The following is an 18740-nucleotide window of genomic DNA, read 5'->3' on the forward strand; positions in this document are numbered from 1 at the left end:
CCCCCGCGGGGGGGGGGCCCTCCGCTACCGGTGACCGGGGATCGTCGTCAGAGGACGTCGCCCACGCGGTGCACGCGGATGTCGTTGGTGGTGCCGGGGATCCCGGGAGGGGAACCGGAGATGATGATGACCTTGTCGCCGTTCACGGCGCGGCCGGTCGACTTCAGCGCCTCGTCGACCTGGGCGACCATCTGGTCGGTGTGGGTGACGCGGTCGACGACGAACGACTCCACGCCCCAGAACAGCGACATGCGGCGGCGCACCGATTCCTCCGGCGTGAAGGCCAGGATCGGGATCTTGTTGCGCAGGCGGGCCATGCGGCGAGCCGACTCGCCCGACTCGGTGAAGACGCAGAGGTACTTCGCCTCGACGAAGTCCGCGACCTCCACCGCCGCCAGGGTGATCGCGCCGCTCTGCGTGCGCGGACGCGTGCCGAGCGGGGCGATGCGGTCCATGCCGTGCTCCTCGGTGGAGGAGACGATGCGGGCCATGGTCTGCACGGTGACCGTCGGGTACTCGCCCACGCTGGTCTCGCCCGAGAGCATGACCGCGTCGGCGCCGTCGAGGACGGCGTTGGCGACGTCCGAGGTCTCGGCGCGGGTCGGGACCGGGCTCGAGATCATGGACTCGAGCATCTGGGTGGCGACGATGACCGGCTTGGCCGCGCGGCGGGCCAGCTCGACCGCGCGCTTCTGCACGATCGGCACGGCCTCCAGCGGCAGCTCGACGCCCAGGTCGCCGCGGGCCACCATGATCGCGTCGAAGGCCTCGATGATGCCCTCCAGCGCCTCCACGGCCTGCGGCTTCTCGATCTTGGCGACGACGGGGATCTTGCGCCCCTCCTCGGCCATGATCTCGTGCACCCGCTCGATGTCGGCGGCGTTGCGCACGAACGACAGCGCGATCAGGTCGGCGCCGAGCTTGAGGCCCCAGCGGAGGTCCGCCTCGTCCTTCTCGGACAGCGCGGGCACGTTGACCGCGACGCCGGGCAGGTTGATGCCCTTGTTGTTCGAGACCGGGCCCGCGACGATGACCTCGGTCGTCACGACCGTGCCATCCGTCTCGAGCACGCGCACGCGCACCTTGCCGTCGTCGATGAGGAGGAAGTCGCCCGGCTTCACGTCCTGGGGCAGGCCCTTGAACGTGGTCGAGGAGATCTCCTTGGTGCCGATGATGTCCTCGGTGGTGATCTTGAAGATGTCGCCCTCGGCCAGCTCGTAGGGGCCGGCCTCGAACTTGCCGAGGCGGATCTTCGGACCCTGGAGGTCGACAAGCACGGCGACGGGCTTGCCCGCGTCGTCCGCCGCCTTGCGCACGTTGGCGTAGACGCCCTCGTGCACCTCGTAGCTGCCGTGACTCAGATTCATCCGGGCCACATCCACACCCGCGTCGATGATCGCGCGGATGTTCTCATAGCTCGAGGTCGCCGGCCCGAGGGTCGCGACGATTTTCGCCCTTCTCATGCTTCTACGTTCGCTCCGTGATTTTCTGCGCCGCGGATGGGCGCGTGATTCGGTGGATTGTGCCCCGCGGGCGCGGGCTGGCGCTTCAGACCAGGATGCCGCGGTCCGTCGGTCGGACCGGGGCCGGCAGCTGCGTCTCCCCTTCAAGATACCGGTCGACGGCGGCCGCCGCCGCCCGGCCCTCTGCGATCGCCCACACGATGAGCGACTGGCCGCGGCCGGCGTCGCCCGCCACGAAGACGCCGGGCTCGCCGGTCTGGTAGTCGCCGCCGCGCTGCACGTTGCCGCGCTCGTCGAACGGGAGGCCCAGCTGGCCGGACAGGTCGGCCTGCTCCGGGCCGGTGAAGCCCAGGGCGAGCAGGACGAGGTCCGCGGGGATCTCGCGCTCGGTGCCGGCCTTCGGCACGCGGCGGCCGTCGAGGTACTCGGTCTCGGCCACGCGCAGCGCGCGGACCTCGCCGAACTCGTTGGCGAGGAACTCGACCGTCGACGCGAGGTACTCGCGCTGGCCGCCCTCCTCGTGCGCCGACTGCACCTCGAACAGGGTCGGGGTCATCGGCCACGGCTGGTGCGCGGGGCGCTCCGACGGCGGCTGCTTGCCGATGGCGAGGTTCGTGACGCTCGCGGCGCCCTGGCGGTGCGCGGTGCCGATGCAGTCCGCACCGGTGTCGCCGCCGCCGAGGACGACGACGTGCTTGCCGTCGGCCGTGATCTGCCCGGACACGTCGTCGCCGGCGCCCGCCTTGTTCTGCTGAACCAGGTACTCCATCGCGAAGTGCACGCCGGCCAGGTCGCGACCCGGGATCGGGAGGTCGCGCGGCACCATCGCGCCGGTCGCGATCACGACGGCGTCGTAGCGGGCGCGCAGCTCGTCCCAGGTGATGTCGACGCCGATGTTGACGCCCGCGCGGAAGCGGGTGCCCTCGGCCATCATCTGGTTGAGCCGGGCCTCCAGGTGCTTCTTCTCCATCTTGAAGTCCGGGATGCCGTAGCGCAGCAGGCCGCCGATGCGGTCGTCACGCTCGTACACGGCGACCGTGTGGCCGGCGCGGGTCAGCTGCTGCGCGGCCGCGAGGCCGGCGGGGCCGGAGCCGACGACGGCGACGGTCTTGCCGGTGAGGCGCTCCGGCGGGTGCGGCTGCACCCAGCCGTTCTGCCACGCCTGGTCGATGATCGACACCTCGACCTGCTTGATCGTCACGGCCGGCTGGTTGATGCCGAGCACGCACGACGACTCGCACGGCGCCGGGCAGAGCCGGCCGGTGAACTCCGGGAAGTTGTTGGTCGCGTGCAGGCGCTCGATCGCCTGGCGGCCCTCCCCGCGCCACATCAGGTCGTTCCACTCCGGGATGAGGTTGCCGAGCGGGCAGCCCTGGTGGCAGAACGGGACGCCGCAGTCCATACAGCGTCCGGCCTGCCGGCGCAGCTGCGCCGGGTCCTGCGCCTCGTAGACCTCTTTCCAGTCCATCAGCCGGACCGAGACGGGGCGGCGCTTGGGCAGCTCCCGCTCGGTCACCTTCAGAAAGCCTTTGGGGTCAGCCACCGGTCACCTCCGATTCGAGAAAGCCTTTGGGATCAGGCAGCATCATCCGCCGGTCACCTCCAGAATCCGGTTCCACACGATCTCGCCGTCGGGGTCGAGGCCCTCGTCGACGGCCTCCTGGCGCATCTGCAGCACGGCGGCGTAGTCGCGCGGCAGCACCTTCACGAACTTCGCGACGGTGCCGTCGAAGTCGTCGAGCATCCGCTGGGCCAGCTCGGAGCCGGTCTCGGCGACGTGCCGCTCGAGCAGGTCGCGCAGGATCTCGATGTCGCCGCTGCCAAGGGGCAGCAGCTCCAGCTCGCCGCTCGCGAGCGAGTCGCGGTTGACGCGCCCCTCCTGCAGCTCGTACACGTAGGCCGTGCCGCCCGACATGCCGGCGCCGAGGTTGCGGCCCGTGCTGCCGAGGATCACGGCGAGGCCGCCGGTCATGTACTCGAGCGCGTGGTCGCCCACGCCCTCCACGACCGCGGTCGCTCCGGAGTTGCGGACCAGGAACCGCTCGCCCACGATGCCGCGGATGAACATGCTGCCCTGCGTCGCGCCGTAGCCGATCACGTTGCCCGCGATGACGTTCTCCTCGGCCGCGAACGCGCTGTCCCGCGGCGGGCGGACGACGATCTGGCCGCCCGAGAGGCCCTTGCCGACGTAATCGTTGGAGTCTCCCTCCAGCCGCAACGTGATGCCAGAGGGCAGGAACGCCCCGAGCGACTGGCCGGCCGAGCCGGTGAGCGTGATGTCGATCGAGCCGGCCGGGAGGCCGTTCTCGCCGTGCCGCACCGTGACCTCGTGGCCGAGCATGGTGCCGACCGCGCGCTCGGTGTTGCGGATCGGGAGGCTCAGCCGCAGCGTCCCGCCGTTCGCCAGCACGTCCTGCGCCGCGTGGATGAGCTGGTTGTCGAAGTGCTCCTCCAGCTCGTGGTCCTGGGCGCGGCCGTTGCGGCGCGGGGCGGTGTCCGGGAACGCCGGGCCGTGCAGGATCGGCGACAGGTCCATGCCCGACGCCTTCCAGTGCTGGATGGCGCGGTCGACGTCGAGCAGCTCGGCGTGGCCGATCGCCTCGTCGAGCGAGCGGAAGCCCAGCTCGGCGAGGTACTCGCGCACCTCCTGGGCGATGAACTCGAAGAAGTTGACCACGAACTCCGGCTTGCCCGAGAACCGGGAGCGCAGCTCCGGGTTCTGCGTGGCGACGCCGACGGGGCAGGTGTCGAGGTGGCAGACGCGCATCATGATGCAGCCGGAGACGACCAGCGGCGCCGTGGCGAAGCCGAACTCCTCCGCGCCGAGCAGCGCGCCGACGATGACGTCGCGGCCGCTCTTGAGCTGTCCGTCGACCTGCACGACGACGCGCTCGCGCATGCCGTTGAGCATGAGCGTCTGCTGCGTCTCGGCGAGGCCGAGCTCCCACGGGGTGCCCGCGTGCTTGAGCGAGTTGACCGGGGAGGCTCCGGTGCCGCCGTCGTGGCCGGAGACCAGGATGACGTCGGCCAGCGCCTTCGCCGTGCCGGCCGCCACCGCGCCGATGCCCGACTCGCTCACGAGCTTCACGTGGACCCGGGCGCCGGGGTTGGCGCGCTTGAGGTCGAAGATCAGCTGCTTGAGGTCCTCGATCGAGTAGATGTCGTGGTGCGGCGGCGGCGAGATGAGGCCGACGCCGGCGGTAGCGTGCCGGGTCCGCGCCACCCACGGGTACACCTTGGTCGGCGGGAGCTGACCGCCCTCGCCGGGCTTCGCGCCCTGGGCGAGCTTGATCTGGATGTCGTCGGCGTGCGTCAGGTACATCGACGTGACGCCGAACCGGCCGGACGCGACCTGCTTGATCGCGCTGCGCCGCTCCGGGTCGAGGAGGCGGTCGAGGTCCTCGCCGCCTTCACCGGTGTTCGACTTGGCGCCGAGCCGGTTCATGGCGATCGCGAGGGTCTCGTGCGCCTCCTTGGAGATGGAGCCGTAGCTCATCGCGCCGGTCGAGAACCGCTTGACGATGGACTCCACCGGCTCGACCTCGTCGAGCGGCACCGGCGGGCGCTCGCCCGTCTTGAGCCGGAACATGCCGCGCAGCGTCATGAGCGACTCCGACTGGTCGTCGACGAGCTTCGTGTACTCGCGGAAGATGTCGTAGCGCCTGGTCCTGGTGGCGTGCTGGAGGCGGAACACCGTCTCCGGGTTGAACAGGTGCGGTGCGCCGTCGCGGCGCCACTGGTACTCGCCGCCGGTCGCGAGACGCTCGTGCGCGTGGGCGGCGCCCTCGCCCGGGTAGGCGGCGGCGTGGCGCGCGAGGTTCTCGGCCGCGATGACCTCCATCCCGACGCCGCCGAGCTTGCTCGTCGTGCCGGTGAAGTACTGGTCCACGAACTCCTGGCTGAGTCCGACCGCCTCGAACGCCTGGGCGCCCGCGTACGACGACACCGTGGAGATGCCCATCTTCGACATGATCTTCAGCACGCCCTTGCCGAGCGCCTTGATCACGTTCTTAACGGCCTTCTCGGGCGAGACGCCGGCGATCATGCCGGAGCGGACGAGCTCCTCGCAGGTCTCCATCGCCAGGTACGGGTTGATCGCCGAGGCGCCGTAGCCGATGAGGAGGGCCACGTGGTGCACCTCGCGCACGTCGCCGGCCTCCACGATCAGGCCGACCTTCATCCGGGTCTCGGCCCGGATCAGGTGGTGGTGGACGGCAGCGAGCATCAGCAGCGACGGGATGGGCGCGAGGTCCTTGTCGGAGTCGCGGTCGCTGAGCACGATGAACTGCGCTCCCGCCTCGATCGCCTCGTCGACCTCGTCGCACATCTCGGCCAGGCGGCGCTCGAGCGCGTCAGGGCCGGACTCGACGCGGTACAGGCCGCGCACCGTCGTCGTCAGGCGGCTGCCGGGACGCGGGTCGATGTGCTGGATCTTCGCCAGCTCGTCGTTGTCGATCACCGGGAAGTCGAGCACGACCTGGCGCGCGTGCTCCGGACCGGCGGTCAGGAGGTTGCGCTCCGGGCCGAGGCCCAGCTTCATCGTGGTGACGACCTCCTCGCGGATGGAGTCCAGCGGCGGGTTGGTCACCTGGGCGAACTGCTGGGTGAAGTAGTCGAAGAGCAGGCGCGGACGCTCCGAGAGCACGGCGACGGGCGTGTCGGAGCCCATCGCGCCGAGCGGCTCCGCACCGGTGGTCGCCATCGGCTTGAGGAGGATGCGGACCTCCTCCTCGGTGTAGCCGAAGGTGCGCTGACGGCGCGTGATCGAGGCCGGGGTGTGCACGATGTGCTCGCGCTCCGGCAGGTCCTTGAGGTTGATCCGGCCCTCGTCCAGCCACTCGCCGTACGGCGCGCCGGAGGCGAGCTGCGACTTGATCTCGTCGTCCTCGATGAGGCGGCCGGCCTCGGTGTCGACGAGGAACATGCGGCCGGGACGGAGGCGGCCCTTCCGCACCACGCGGCTCGGCTCGAAGTCGAGCACGCCGATCTCGCTCGCCAGCACGACGAGGCCGTCGTTGGTGACGACGTAGCGGCCGGGGCGCAGACCGTTGCGGTCGAGGGTCGCGCCGACGAGCGAGCCGTCGGTGAACACGATCGCGGCGGGGCCGTCCCACGGCTCCATGAGCATCGAGTGGTACTCGTAGAAGCTACGGCGGACCGGGTCGATCTCGGTCTGGTTCTCCCACGCCTCCGGGACCATCATCATGACGGCGTGCGGGAGCGAGCGGCCGGACAGCGAGATGAGCTCCACGACCTCGTCGAACGACGCCGAGTCGCTCGCGCCGGGCGTGACGACCGGGAACACGGCGCCGAGGTCGCCGAGCAGCTCGCTCTCGAGCTGCGACTGGCGGGCGCGCATCCAGTTGCGGTTGCCCTGCACGGTGTTGATCTCGCCGTTGTGGGCGATCATCCGGAACGGCTGCGCGAGCGGCCACGACGGGAAGGTGTTGGTGGAGTAGCGGGAGTGGACGAGCGCGAGCTTGGAGGCGAAGCGCTGGTCGGACAGGTCGGGGTAGAACGGCTCCAGCTGGAGGGTCGTCACCATGCCCTTGTAGACGAGCGTCCGGCTCGACAGCGACGAGAAGTACAGGTCGAGCTCGCGCTCCGCCCGCTTGCGCAGGAAGAAGGTCTGCCGGTCGAGCTGGATGCCGGAGACCGGCTCCCCCGCCTCGCCGAGCCGCGTGCTCGCGACGTAGAGCTGCTCGATGACGGGCATCGCCTCGCGGGCGAGGGTGCCCAGCTCGTCGGGGCGCACCGGCACCTCGCGCCAGCCGATGACGGTGAGATCCTGCTCGGCGGCGATCGCCTCCACCGCGGCCTTGACGCGCTCGCGCTCGCCCGCGTCGGTCGGGAGGAACGCGTTACCGACCGCGTAGCTTCCGGCGGCGGGGAGCTCGAACCCGGACACCGCGCGGAGGAAGGCGTCGGGCACCTGCGTGATGATGCCCGCGCCGTCGCCGGTGCCGGCGTCGGAGCCGACGGCACCGCGGTGCTCGAGGTGGCGCAGCGCTTCGAGCGCCGCGTCGATGATGTCGTGACCGGCGGTGCCGCGCAGCGTCGCCACCATGGCGAGGCCGCACGCGTCCTTCTCGTCGGCGGGGTCGTAGAGACCCTGCTTGCCGGGAAGGCTGCCGAAGCGGTGATGGGGAGGCGTGAGCGCCATCTTTCGACCGTCCTCACTGTTCGTGGATGCGGGGGGACGCCATCGGCCCAGGGGAGGTGGGAGGGGTTCCGACGCGGTCCGGGCTGTGTGCGGCCCGGGGATACGGTGCGGTGGGGAGGGTGCTTGCGGGTATCGCCTGACGGGGTGTTACTTCGAGCCGGGTCCGCTTGTGGCGGTGGCTGCGGAGGACCCGGCGGGCACCCCGTCGTCATCGGCGGAGCCCTCGTCATCCAGGTCAGTGTCGTCCGAGTCTACCTCAGCATCGGGCCGGACCCACTCACGACCCGGCCGGTAAGGGCTCGGCTCGAGTCCGGTGTGGCGGCGCGACTGCACGATGAAGATCACGACGCCCAGCACCACGGCGACGAACGCGGCCCAGACGTTGGTCGGGATCCCGAGGAAAGAGAACTCGCTCGGGTCGATCCGGATCGACTCGAGGTACGAACGGCCGAGCCCGTACCAGATGAGGTAGACGGCGAACGCCTTGCCCCACTGGAGGCGGAACCGGCGCTCCAGCCAGACGATCACGATCACGCCGATGACGTTCCAGATGATCTCGTACAGGAACAGCGGCTGGAACAGCGTGTCCTCGGGGAGGCCGACCGGGATGGCCTTGTTGGTCGGGTCGATCTCCAGTCCCCACGGGAGGCTGGTGGGCAGGCCGAACAGCTCCTGGTTGAACCAGTTGCCGAGGCGGCCGATCGCCTGGGCGAGGAGGAGCGCCGGGGCGAGCGCGTCGGCGAACGTCCAGAACCGGAGCCCGGTCCAGCGGCAGCCGATCCAGGCGCCGACCGCGCCGCCGATCAGCGAGCCGAAGATGGCGTTGCCGCCCTCCCAGATGTAGAGCACGGCCCACGGGTTCGCGCCCTCGTAGAAGTAGTCGTTGGGGTGCGTGACCACGTGGTACAGCCGGGCGCCGACGATGCCGAGCGGGACGGCCCAGAGCAGGATGTCGAGCACGACGCCCGGCTCGGCGCCGCGCTTGGTGAGGCGGCGGGAGGTCCACATCGCCGCCACGATGATCCCGATGAGGATGCAGATCGCGTACGTCTGGATCCGCCAGTGCAGCCCGAAGATGTCGATCGGGATCTGCTGCCACTCGGGCCCCGGGCTGGGGATGCCGGCGTACCAGCTGCTCAAGGTCGCAACCACCCGTGACTCACCTTCCGTGTCGTTCACGCCGCGGCGCCGGCGGCGCGCAGCCTCAATAGTCTAGAACGCCGCCGCTACCGCGGCGTGCGGGCCCCGGCCGTGCCGGTCGCGAGCTCGGCCGCGGTGCGTCCGGCGGCCTCCACTCCTCCGTCGGCCAGCGCCTTGACGAGCGCGGAGCCGACGATCGCGCCGTCCGCGTACTCGAGCACCTCGGCGACCTGGGCCGCGCTGGAGATGCCGAGGCCGACGCACGTGCTCGTCGCACCGGCCTCGCGGAGACGGCCCACGAGCGTGCGGGCCGCCGAGTCGACGTCGCTGCGGGCGCCGGTGATGCCCATCGTCGAGACCGCGTAGACGAAGCCGCGGCTCTTCTCGACGGCCTGCCGGAGACGGGCGTCTGTGGAGCTCGGCGCGGCGAGGAAGACGCGGTCGAGACCGACCCGGTCCGAGGCGTCCAGCCAGGCGCCGCCCTCGTCCGGGATGAGGTCGGGCGTGATGAGCCCTGCTCCCCCGGCGGCGGCGAGGTCGTCGGCGAACCGGTCGACGCCGTACTGCAGCACGGGGTTCCAGTAGGTCATGACGAGGACGGGGATGTCGACCTGCGCCGTGATCTCGCGGACGGCGGTGAAGCCGTCGCGCAGCCGGAACCCGTTGCCGAGCGCCTGCTGCGTGGCGGCCTGGATGACCGCGCCGTCCATCACAGGGTCGGAGTACGGCAGCCCCAGCTCGATGACGTCGACGCCGTTGTTCGCGAGCGCGACGGCCGCGTCGATGCTGGTGGAGAGGTCGGGGAAGCCGGCCGGGAGGTACCCGACCAGCGCGCCGGCGGCCTCCGCGTTGCGGCGGGCGATGGTGTCGGCGACCCGGCTCACGACTGCACGGCCCCGTCGTCGATGAGGTCGAAGTAGCGCCCGGCGGTCTCCATGTCCTTGTCGCCGCGGCCGCTGAGGTTCACCAGGATGATCGCGTCCGGTCCGAGCTCGCGGCCCAGCTCCAGCGCGCCCGCGAGGGCGTGCGACGACTCGATGGCCGGGATGATGCCCTCGGTGCGGCTGAGCAGCCGCAGCGCCTCCATCGCGGCGTCGTCCGACACCGGGCGGTACTCGGCGCGGCCGATGGCGGCGAGGTGCGAGTGCTCCGGGCCGACGCCCGGGTAGTCGAGGCCCGCCGAGATGGAGTGTGACTCGATGGTCTGGCCGTCCTCGTCCTGCAGCAGCATCGTCCGCGCGCCGTGCAGCACGCCCGGGCGGCCCTTGGAGATCGTGGCGGCGTGGCGCGGGGTGTCAGCGCCCTCTCCCCCGGCCTCGTAGCCGATGAGGCGCACGTCCTCGTCGTCGAGGAACGCGTGGAAGATGCCGATGGCGTTGGAGCCGCCGCCGACGCAGGCGACGACCGCGCTCGGCAGGGCGCCGGTCAGCTCGAGCACCTGCTCGCGGGCCTCCTCGCCGATGATCTTCTGGAGGTCGCGGACCATCGCCGGGAACGGGTGCGGGCCCGCGGCGGTGCCGAAGATGTAGTTGGTCGTCTCGACGTTGGTCACCCAGTCGCGCATGGCGTCGTTGATGGCGTCCTTGAGCGTGCGGGAGCCGGTCTTGACGGCGATGACCTCCGCGCCCAGGAGCCGCATGCGGGCCACGTTGAGCGCCTGGCGCTCGGTGTCGACCTCGCCCATGTAGATGGTGCAGTCGAGGCCGAACAGCGCGGCCGCGGTGGCGGTGGCGACGCCGTGCTGGCCGGCGCCGGTCTCGGCGATCACGCGCGACTTGCCGATGCGGCGGGTCAGGATGGCCTGGCCGAGCACGTTGTTGATCTTGTGCGAGCCGGTGTGGTTCAGGTCTTCGCGCTTGAGGATGATGCGCGCGCCTCCGGCATGCTCGGCGAAGCGCGGGACCTCGGTGATGAGCGACGGGCGGCCCGTGTAGCTGCGGTGCAGCTCGTCGAGCTCGGCGTGGAACGCGGGGTCGGCCTTTGCGGCCTCCCACGCCTCGGTCAGCTCGTCGAGGGCGGCGACCAGCGACTCGGGGACGAACCGGCCGCCGAACTCGCCGAAGTAGGGACCGGCGGCGTTGCGTCGCGATCCGGGTGCGGGGGTGGACATCAGGCTCCCAGGAACTCGTGGAGGGTGGCGACCGGGTCGCTCGTGACGAGCGCCTCGCCGACGAGGACGACGTCGGCGCCGGCGGCCCGGTAGTGGGCGACGTCGTCGGCGGTCTTCACGGCGGACTCGGCCACGCGGATCGTGCCGGCCGGGTACCGGTCGGCCAGCCGGCCGAACAGGTCGCGGTCCAGCTCGAAGGTGGACAGGTTGCGGGCGTTCACGCCCACCAGGCGCGCACCCGTGTCGAAGGCGCGGCTGAGCTCGTCGGCGGTGTGCGCCTCCACCAGGGAGGTCATCCCCAGCTCGGTGACGAGCGCGTGCAGCTCGGTCAGCTGCTGCTGGTCGAGGGCGGCGACGATGAGCAGCACCAGATCGGCGCCCGCGGCGCGTGCCTCGAACACCTGGTACGGGTCGCTGACGAACTCCTTGCGGAGCACCGGCAGCGACACGGCGGCGCGGACCGCCTCGAGGTCGGCCAGCGAGCCGTGGAACCGGCGCTCCTCGGTGAGGACGCTGATCGCGCTGGCACCGCCGGTCTCGTACTCGGCCGCGAGGGCGGCGGGGTCGGGGATGTCGGCGAGGGCGCCGCGCGAGGGGCTCGCGCGCTTCACCTCGGCGATGATCTTGACGCGCTCGGCCGGCGCGAGCGCCGCGAGGGCGTCGAGCGCCGGGGCCTGCGCGAGCGCGGCCGACTCCACCACGGCGAGCGGGCGCTCCGCGCGGCGCCGCTCAGCGTCTTCGCGGGCGCCGGCGACGAGGTCCGCCAGCACGCGTCAGTGGCCCTTCGGCGTGTACTTGGAGCCGCCGACGCCGTACCCCGCGCGCTTCATGATCCAGCCGACGATGAGGCCGATGACGGCGAGACCGGCCGCCGCCCAGACGACGATCGGCGCATCGAAGAAGAACGCGACGGCGCCGATGGTGAAGGCGATCAGCATGATGATCACGGCCGTCCACGCCGCCGGCGAGTGACCGTGGCCTGGCTCGACTGACTCGCTGCTCATGGGACTCCTGCACGTCGGGTGCGCGCGCATCGGGGGCGCGCACGGGTTTTCGGAACGGATCCAGTCTAGTGGCTGGGGAGGAGCGGTCCGGCTCAGCGGCCCGGCTCAGCGGGTCGGGTCGTCGCCGCGGCTGAGGTCGTCCCAGCTGTCGATCGCGGTGTCGCGGTCGAGGGAGGCCGGGCCCGCCTCGCTCCCGCCCTCGGCGACGGCGCGGGCCTCGTCCTCGTCGGACACGGCATCGTCGGCGTCGGCGTCGGCGTCGAGGTCGGCGTCGGGCGCGGCGCCGTCGTCGATCGTCGCGGCACCCGCGGCGGCCGCCAGTGCCGCGGCGGCGTCTCCGCCCTCCGCCGTCTGGAACCGGGTCTCGTACTTGCGCGACGCGCCCGGCCAGAGCCGCGACAGCACGACGACGGCGGCGCTGCCGAGGATGAGCAGCACGCCGCCGACGATGGCCGCCCAAGGCCAGATGCTCGTCGTCACCCCGTGCACGAGGCGCTCGACGGACGCCTCCCCGGCGACGCCGGTCGCCGTGGTCACGGCGGACGTCGAGGCGCGCAGCGGGTCGGCGATGGCGCTCCCGGCCGAGAACAGGATCGAGCCGCCGAGCAGCACGCCGAGCAGCGCGAGCACGATGCGGAACACCGGCCCGGCGATGGCGAGCGCTGCGGTGAGCGCGAGCCCGGCCAGCGCCAGCGCGGTGAGCGCCGGCGCCGCCGCCGAGCCGGCCACGGCGATCGTCGCGCCGTGCTCGGCCGTGTCCGTCAGGGCGACGCTGAACCATGTCTGCGTGGCGGCGAGCAGCACCAGGCCGCTCGCGACGACGATCACGAGCAGCGTGAGGTACTTCGCGCGCCGGCCGCGGCTCCTGGCCGTGCGCGGTTCGGCCGGCTCAGTGGTCACCGGACACCCGCTTCATCGCCCCGGCGATGGCGACCGCGCGCAGCGGCGCCGCCGCCTTGTTCTGGGTCTCCTCGAACTCGGTCTCCGGAACGGAGTCGGCGACGAGGCCCGCGCCCGACTGCACGAGAGCGCGGCCGTCGATCAGCGTCGCCGTGCGGATCGCGATGGCGAGGTCGGCGTCGCCGGCGAAGTCGAAGTAGCCGATCACTCCCCCGTACACGCCGCGCTGCGCCGGCTCCAGCTCGTCGATGATCCGCAGGGCCATCGGCTTCGGGGCGCCGGAGAGCGTGCCGGCGGGGAACGTGGCGCGGAACACGTCGATCGCCGAGGCGTCGTCGCGGAGGTCGCCCTCCACCGACGAGACGATGTGCATGATGTGGCTGAACCGCTCCACCCGCATGAACTCGGTGACCTCGACCGACCCGGCCGTGCAGACCTTGAGCAGGTCGTTCCTGGCGAGGTCGACGAGCATCAGGTGCTCGGCGCGCTCCTTGTCGTCGGCGAGGAGGGACGCCTCCAGCTCGAGGTCCTCCTCCGGCGTCGCCCCGCGCGGCCGGGAGCCGGCGATGGGATGCGTGAACGCGCGCGACTCCTGCACCTTGACCAGCGCCTCCGGGGAGGAGCCGACGATCTGATAGGCGGCGCCGTCCGGCCGCTCCAGCGACAGCAGGTACATGTACGGGCTCGGGTTGAGCGTGCGCAGCACCCGGTACACGTCGACGGCGTCGGCCGGGGACGGCAGCTCGAAGCGCTGCGACAGCACGACCTGGAAGATGTCGCCGTCGACGATGCGCTGCTTGGCGATCTCGACGGACGCCAGGAAGTCGTCGCGCGGCGTCCGGGACTCCGGCTCGGCCGGTGCGCCGAGGTCGACCGCGGCGAGGTGCGCCTCGGTCGGCTGCGCGAGCTCGCGCTGCATGCGGTCGAGGCGTCGCTGCGCGTCCGCCCAGAGCGCGTCGGCCGGCTCGGCGCCGTCGCACAGCGCGTTGGCGATGAGCTTCACCGTGCCGGTGCGGTGGTCGACGACGACGAGGTCGGCGACGAAGGCGAGCGCCTGACCCGGCACGTCGTGATCGGCGGGCGGGCGATCGGGCAGCCGCTCCAGCTGGCGGATCGCCTCCCACCCGATGAAGCCGACCAGGCCGCCGGTGAGGGGCGGGAGGCCGGGGATGCGCGGGGTCTGCCACCGAGCGTGCAGCGCGGCGAGGGCATCGAGCGGGCGCACGCCGGACGCGCCGGCGACCTGCTCAGCCTGGGCGCCGCGCGCGCGCTCGGCGCTCACGCCGTAGTCGAGCCAGCGGACCTCGTCGCCCTGCTGCGTGAGCACGCCGAACGAGGCGGCACCCACGAACGAGAACCGCGACCAGATGCCGCCCTGCTCCGCCGACTCCAGCAGGAAGGTGCCGGGGCGGCCTGCCGCGAGCTTGCGGTAGATGCCGACCGGCGTCTCGGAGTCCGCGAACAGCTCGCGCACGACGGGCACGACGCGGTGCCCGGCGACGAGGGCGTCGAACGCGTCCCGGGTGGTGGTTCCGGTCGCCGTGGCGATCACAGGTCCTCCGGCGCGAGTTCCGGGCTCTCGCCGACGACCGGCTCCAGCTGGTCGGCGTCGAAGCAGGTGCGGGTGCCGGTGTGGCAGGCGGCGCCGATCTGATCGACGGTCACCAGGAGGGTGTCGCCGTCGCAGTCGAGCGCTGCCGCCTTCACGTACTGCACGTGGCCGGAGGTGTCGCCCTTGCGCCAGTACTCCTGACGGGAGCGGGACCAGAAGGTCACCCGGCCCTCCGTCATGGTGCGGCGGAACGCCTCCGCGTCCATCCAGCCCATCATGAGCACCTCGCGGGTGTCCCACTGCTGGATGATCGCCGGGACCAGCCCGGCGTCGGTGAAGCGGATGCGCTCGAGGATCGTCGCGGTGGTCTCGCTCATGCGCGGACCTCCCTTCCTGCCTTCTGCAGCTCGGCCTTGACGTCGCCGATGGTCAACTCGCCCTGGTGGAAGACGCTCGCCGCGAGGACCGCGTCGGCACCCGCCTCGATCGCGGGCGGGAAGTCGGTGACCTTGCCCGCGCCTCCGGAGGCGATGACGGGCACCGAGCTGATCGCGCGCATCTCGCGGATCAGTTCGAGGTCGAACCCCTCCTTGGTGCCGTCGGCGTCGATGGAGTTCACCAGCAGCTCCCCCGCGCCCAGCTCGATGGCACGCGCGGCCCACTCCAGAGCGTCGAGATCGGTCTCGGTGCGGCCGCCGTGCGTGGTGACGACGAAGCCGGAGGGCGTCGCCGCCGAGCGCTTCACGTCGAGCGACAGCACGAGCACCTGGGCGCCGAAGCGGACCGCGATCTCGGCGATGAGCTCCGGCCGGGCGATGGCGGCGGAGTTGACGCCCACCTTGTCGGCGCCGCTGCCCTGCAGCCGGGCCACGTCCTCCACGCTGCGGATGCCGCCGCCGACGGTCAGCGGGATGAACACCTGCTCGGCCGTCGCGCGCACCACGTCGTAGGTCGTCGAGCGGTCGTCGACGGTCGCGGTGACGTCGAGGAACGTCAGCTCGTCGGCGCCCTGCTCGAAGTACCGCCTCGCCAGCTCGACCGGATCGCCCTGATCGCGCAGGTTCTCGAAATTGACGCCCTTGACGACGCGGCCGGCCGCCACGTCGAGACACGGGATGACCCTGACCGCGACCGCCATCAGATGCGCGCCGCGTGGATCGAGGTGACCAGGATGGCCCTGGCGCCCAGCTCGTAGAGGGCGTCCATGATGTGGTTGGTCTGGTCGCGCTTGATCATCACGCGCACCGCGACCCAGTCCGGCTCCCCCAGCGGCGACACCGTCGGCGACTCGACCCCGGGGGTCAGCGCGACGGCCCGGTCGAGCAGCGCGACGGGGAGGTTGTAGTCGATGAGCACGTACTGGCGGGCGACCATGACGCCCTGCAGCCGCCGCACCAGCGTGTCCACCCCGGCGGCGGTGGTCGGCGACGAGATGAGCACGGCCTCCGACTCGAGGATGACCGGGCCGAAGATCTCGAGGCCCTGCTTGCGCAGCGTGGTGCCGGTCTCGACCACGTCGGCGACCGCGTCGGCGACGCCCAGCCGGACCGCGGACTCCACCGCGCCGTCGAGCTTGACGAGGGTCGAGCCGATGCCGTTCTCGGCGAGGAAGGCGCCGACGAGGCCCGGATAGCTGGTCGCGACGCGCCGGCCGTCGAGGTCGGCCAGCCCGGCGAACTGCCCGGCAGGGCCGGCGAAGCGGAACGTGGACGCGGCGAAGTCGAGCGCCGCGATCTCGGCGGCCGGCGACTCCGAGTCGAGCAGGAGGTCTCGGCCGGTGATGCCGACGTCGAGGGCGCCCGACCCGACGTAGGTCGCGATGTCGCGGGGGCGCAGGTAGAAGAACTCGACGTCGTTGCGCGGGTCGGCGACGATGAGCTCTTTGGGGTCGCGTCGGCCGTTGTAGCCGGCCTCGGCCAGCATCTGCGCCGCGGTCTCGGAGAGGGAGCCCTTGTTGGGGACGGCGATTCTCAGCATGATGGGGTCTTTCGTGTACGAGGGGTGATCAGCGGCGTGGGGGGCTCACGTCACAGATGTCGGTACACGTCGGCCGGGGTGAGGCCCTTGGCGAGCAGCAGCACCTGCAGGTGGTACAGCAGCTGCGAGATCTCCTCGGCCGCGGCCTCGTCGCTCTCGTACTCGGCGGCCATCCAGACCTCGGCGGCCTCCTCCACGATCTTCTTTCCGATGGCGTGCACGCCCGCGTCCAGCTCGCGCACCGTCCCGGAGCCCTCCGGGCGGGTGGCGGCCTTCTCGCTGAGCTCGGCGAAGAGGTCGTCGAAGGTTTTCACCGTTACAGCCTACTGGTCGGCGGAGGAGGCGTCGGCAGCGGCGTGCGCGTGCACGTGCCCGGCCACGGCCTCCCGGAGCGCCGCGATCTGCTCGGCGGGCTCGCCGCGGAAGACGCTCGACCCGGCCACGAACGTGTCGGCGCCGTTGTCCGCCGCGGTCACGATCGTCTCGGCGGTGACGCCGCCGTCGACCTGCAGCCAGACGTCGAGGCCGGAGCCGTCGACCGCCTCGCGCAGGCGGCGCAGCTTGGGCATCGTCTCCGGCATGAAGGACTGGCCGCCGAAGCCGGGCTCGACCGTCATCACGAGGACCTGGTCGAACTCGGGCAGCAGCTCGAGGTAGGGCGTGACGTCGGTGCCGGGCTTGAGCGCGATGCCGGCGCGGGCGCCGATCGCCCGGAGCCGGCGCGCGAGCGCCACCGGGTCGCCTGCCGCCTCGGCGTGGAAGGTCACCGAGTACGCGCCGAGCTCGGCGTAGCCGGGCGCCCAGCGGTCGGGGTCGTCGATCATCAGGTGAACGTCGAGCGGGATCGTGCTCACGTCCTGGATGCGGCCCACCATCTGCGGGCCGAACGTCAGGTTGGGCACGAAGTGGTTGTCCATGACGTCGACGTGCACGAGGTCGGCGGTCGAGATCCGCCCGAGGTCGCGCTCCAGGTTCACGAAGTCGGCGGCCAGGATGCTCGGGTTGATGCGTGCCATGCGTCCAGCCTATTGCCCGCGCGGGCGGCGCCTCCCGAACCCGCTAGGGCCGCTTGGTCAGCAGCGCGATGAACATGGCGTCGGTCACCTGGCGGTGCGGCCACAGCTGCACCCGGTCGCCGTCGCCCGCGAGGTCGAGCCGTTCGGAGGCGAGCGACTGGACGACCTCGGCGGTGCCGACCGGTTGCAGGAGGCCGTCGTGCCGGTCGAGGGCCTGGTCGACGACCGCCCGGGTCTCGGCCAGGTGCGGCGAGCAGGTGACGTAGGCCAGCAGTCCGCCCGGCTTCAGCGCGGCGACGGCGGAGTCGAGCAGCGCCTCCTGGAGCCGGGTCAGCTCGGCGACGTCCTTCGGCTGCTTGCGCCAGCGCGCCTCCGGTCGGCGACGCAGCGCGCCGAGACCGGTGCAGGGCGCGTCGAGGAGGATGCGGTCGAACTCTCCCGGGTGCTCGCGCCCCAGCTCCACGCCGTCGCGCTCCCACACGGGCACGTCCAGCGGCACGGGCGCGATGGCGCGGCGGACGAGCTCGGCGCGCGCCGGGACCACCTCGTTCGCGACGAGCTCGGCGCCACCGGCCAGCGCCTCCGCCGCGAGCAGGGCCGCCTTGCCGCCGGGTCCGGCGCAGAGGTCGAGCCAGCGCTCGCCCGGCTGCACCGGCCGCGCGCGCGTGAGCGCGAGGGCCGCCAGCTGCGAGCCCTCGTCCTGCACGCGCAGCGCGCCGCCGGAGGACTCCACGAGCCCCTGCGGGTCTCCGCCGCCGGCCGTGAAACCGACGGGCGAGTACCGGTCGGGACGTGCACCCTCCGGCGCATCGGCAAGCCCGGGCAGCGCGACGAGATTCACGCGCGGCGCGGTGTTGTCGGCGTCGAGGAGGTCGGCCAGCTCGTGTTCGCGGCCCTCCGCCTCCAGCGACCGCCGCAGGGCGCGCACGATCCACGCGGGATGCGAGGTCAGGGCGGCCAGCCGCTCGTCCTCGTTCTTCGCGTCGCCGCCGACGCGCTCCCGCCATTCGTCGGGGGTGTGCCGGCCGATCTCCCGCAGCACGCCGTTGACGAAGCCGGTGCCCGAGCGGCTGCCGACCGTGCGGGCCAGGGCGACCGACTCGTTCACAGCGGCGTGCGGTGCGACCCGCGTGGCGAGCAGCTGATGCGCACCGAGGCGCAGCACGTCGAGCAGCGGAGGGTCGATCCGGTCGACCGTGCGGCCGGCCGCCTTCGCGATGACGCGGTCGTAGTAGCCCTGCATCCGCAGCGTGCCGTAGGTCAGCTCGGTCGCCAGGGCCGCATCGGCGGGCGAGAGCTGCGCGCGGGCGATCCGGCCGGGGAGGAGCAGGTTGGCGTAGGCGTCCGACTCGCGGACCGCCTGGAGCACGTCGAGCGCGACCTGGCGGGCGGGCTGGGCGCGGCCCGAGGAGGGG

16 protein-coding genes are annotated in these 18740 nt (G+C 72.0%); all 16 read right to left on the reverse strand.

Annotated elements, in window-relative coordinates; genetic code table 11:
- Positions 1-47: 47 nt before the first annotated feature.
- A complete protein-coding gene (pyk, locus tag ACR9ZG_RS11805; protein WP_481285032.1) occupies positions 48-1463 on the reverse strand; it encodes a pyruvate kinase in 1416 nt (471 codons plus the stop codon).
- 85 nt (positions 1464-1548) lie between these two features.
- Positions 1549-3006 (reverse strand): glutamate synthase subunit beta, encoded by a 1458-nt coding sequence (locus ACR9ZG_RS11810; protein ID WP_481285033.1) that lies wholly within the window; start codon positions 3004-3006, stop codon positions 1549-1551.
- Between the two features lie 42 nt (positions 3007-3048).
- Complete coding sequence (gltB, locus tag ACR9ZG_RS11815) at positions 3049-7626, reverse strand: glutamate synthase large subunit (RefSeq protein ID WP_481285034.1); 4578 nt, start codon at positions 7624-7626, stop codon at positions 3049-3051.
- Between the two features lie 147 nt (positions 7627-7773).
- Positions 7774-8766 carry a prolipoprotein diacylglyceryl transferase gene (gene lgt / locus ACR9ZG_RS11820; RefSeq protein ID WP_481285047.1) on the reverse strand — a complete coding sequence of 331 codons (993 nt, stop codon included), beginning with the start codon at positions 8764-8766 and terminating at the stop codon, positions 7774-7776.
- Between the two features lie 86 nt (positions 8767-8852).
- A complete protein-coding gene (gene trpA / locus ACR9ZG_RS11825; RefSeq protein WP_481285035.1) occupies positions 8853-9650 on the reverse strand; it encodes a tryptophan synthase subunit alpha in 798 nt (265 codons plus the stop codon).
- Positions 9647-10876 (reverse strand): tryptophan synthase subunit beta, encoded by a 1230-nt coding sequence (trpB, locus tag ACR9ZG_RS11830; protein ID WP_481285036.1) that lies wholly within the window; start codon positions 10874-10876, stop codon positions 9647-9649. Before trpB ends, trpA begins: the two co-directional genes overlap by 4 nt.
- Positions 10876-11646: an indole-3-glycerol phosphate synthase TrpC gene (trpC, locus tag ACR9ZG_RS11835; protein WP_481285037.1), complete on the reverse strand. Its 771-nt coding sequence runs from the start codon at positions 11644-11646 to the stop codon at positions 10876-10878. Before trpC ends, trpB begins: the two co-directional genes overlap by 1 nt.
- Positions 11647-11649: 3 nt before the next feature.
- A complete protein-coding gene (locus ACR9ZG_RS11840; protein ID WP_481285038.1) occupies positions 11650-11880 on the reverse strand; it encodes a DUF6704 family protein in 231 nt (76 codons plus the stop codon).
- A 105-nt stretch (positions 11881-11985) separates the two neighbouring features.
- A complete protein-coding gene (locus tag ACR9ZG_RS11845) occupies positions 11986-12780 on the reverse strand; it encodes a Trp biosynthesis-associated membrane protein (protein ID WP_481285039.1) in 795 nt (264 codons plus the stop codon).
- Positions 12770-14332: an anthranilate synthase component I gene (locus ACR9ZG_RS11850; RefSeq protein WP_481285040.1), complete on the reverse strand. Its 1563-nt coding sequence runs from the start codon at positions 14330-14332 to the stop codon at positions 12770-12772. Before ACR9ZG_RS11850 ends, ACR9ZG_RS11845 begins: the two co-directional genes overlap by 11 nt.
- Positions 14329-14709: a phosphoribosyl-AMP cyclohydrolase gene (gene hisI, locus ACR9ZG_RS11855; protein ID WP_481285041.1), complete on the reverse strand. Its 381-nt coding sequence runs from the start codon at positions 14707-14709 to the stop codon at positions 14329-14331. Before hisI ends, ACR9ZG_RS11850 begins: the two co-directional genes overlap by 4 nt.
- The gene (gene hisF / locus ACR9ZG_RS11860) at positions 14706-15470 is read right to left on the reverse strand and encodes an imidazole glycerol phosphate synthase subunit HisF (protein WP_481285042.1); all 765 of its coding nucleotides are present in this window, start codon (positions 15468-15470) and stop codon (positions 14706-14708) included. Before hisF ends, hisI begins: the two co-directional genes overlap by 4 nt.
- On the reverse strand, positions 15470-16309 hold the full coding sequence (gene hisG / locus ACR9ZG_RS11865; protein WP_481285043.1) for an ATP phosphoribosyltransferase: 840 nt from the start codon (positions 16307-16309) through the stop codon (positions 15470-15472). The genes hisF and hisG overlap by 1 nt, the downstream gene beginning before the upstream one ends.
- Before the next feature lie 50 nt (positions 16310-16359).
- Positions 16360-16623 carry a phosphoribosyl-ATP diphosphatase gene (locus ACR9ZG_RS11870; protein WP_481285044.1) on the reverse strand — a complete coding sequence of 88 codons (264 nt, stop codon included), beginning with the start codon at positions 16621-16623 and terminating at the stop codon, positions 16360-16362.
- Positions 16624-16632: 9 nt separating this feature from the next.
- Positions 16633-17325, reverse strand: coding sequence for a ribulose-phosphate 3-epimerase (gene rpe / locus ACR9ZG_RS11875; RefSeq protein WP_481285045.1), 693 nt, complete (start codon positions 17323-17325; stop codon positions 16633-16635).
- A 43-nt stretch (positions 17326-17368) separates the two neighbouring features.
- Positions 17369-18740 (reverse strand): RsmB/NOP family class I SAM-dependent RNA methyltransferase (locus ACR9ZG_RS11880; protein WP_481285046.1); only part of this gene is annotated, 1372 nt, incomplete at its 5' end.

Source organism: Leifsonia sp. KNZ12-8B, from assembly GCF_056755495.1.

Bases quoted from the DNA above. Each gene is read 5' to 3' on its own strand.
- pyk (WP_481285032.1), bottom strand. From the start codon at position 1,463: ATGAGAAGGGCGAAAATCGTCGCGACCCTCGGGCCGGCGACCTCGAGC.
- gltB (WP_481285034.1), bottom strand. From the start codon at position 7,626: ATGGCGCTCACGCCTCCCCATCACCGCTTCGGCAGCCTTCCCGGCAAG.
- trpB (WP_481285036.1), bottom strand. From the start codon at position 10,876: ATGTCCACCCCCGCACCCGGATCGCGACGCAACGCCGCCGGTCCCTAC.
- ACR9ZG_RS11840 (WP_481285038.1), bottom strand. From the start codon at position 11,880: ATGAGCAGCGAGTCAGTCGAGCCAGGCCACGGTCACTCGCCGGCGGCG.
- hisI (WP_481285041.1), bottom strand. From the start codon at position 14,709: ATGAGCGAGACCACCGCGACGATCCTCGAGCGCATCCGCTTCACCGAC.
- hisF (WP_481285042.1), bottom strand. From the start codon at position 15,470: ATGGCGGTCGCGGTCAGGGTCATCCCGTGTCTCGACGTGGCGGCCGGC.
- hisG (WP_481285043.1), bottom strand. From the start codon at position 16,309: ATGCTGAGAATCGCCGTCCCCAACAAGGGCTCCCTCTCCGAGACCGCG.
- rpe (WP_481285045.1), bottom strand. From the start codon at position 17,325: ATGGCACGCATCAACCCGAGCATCCTGGCCGCCGACTTCGTGAACCTG.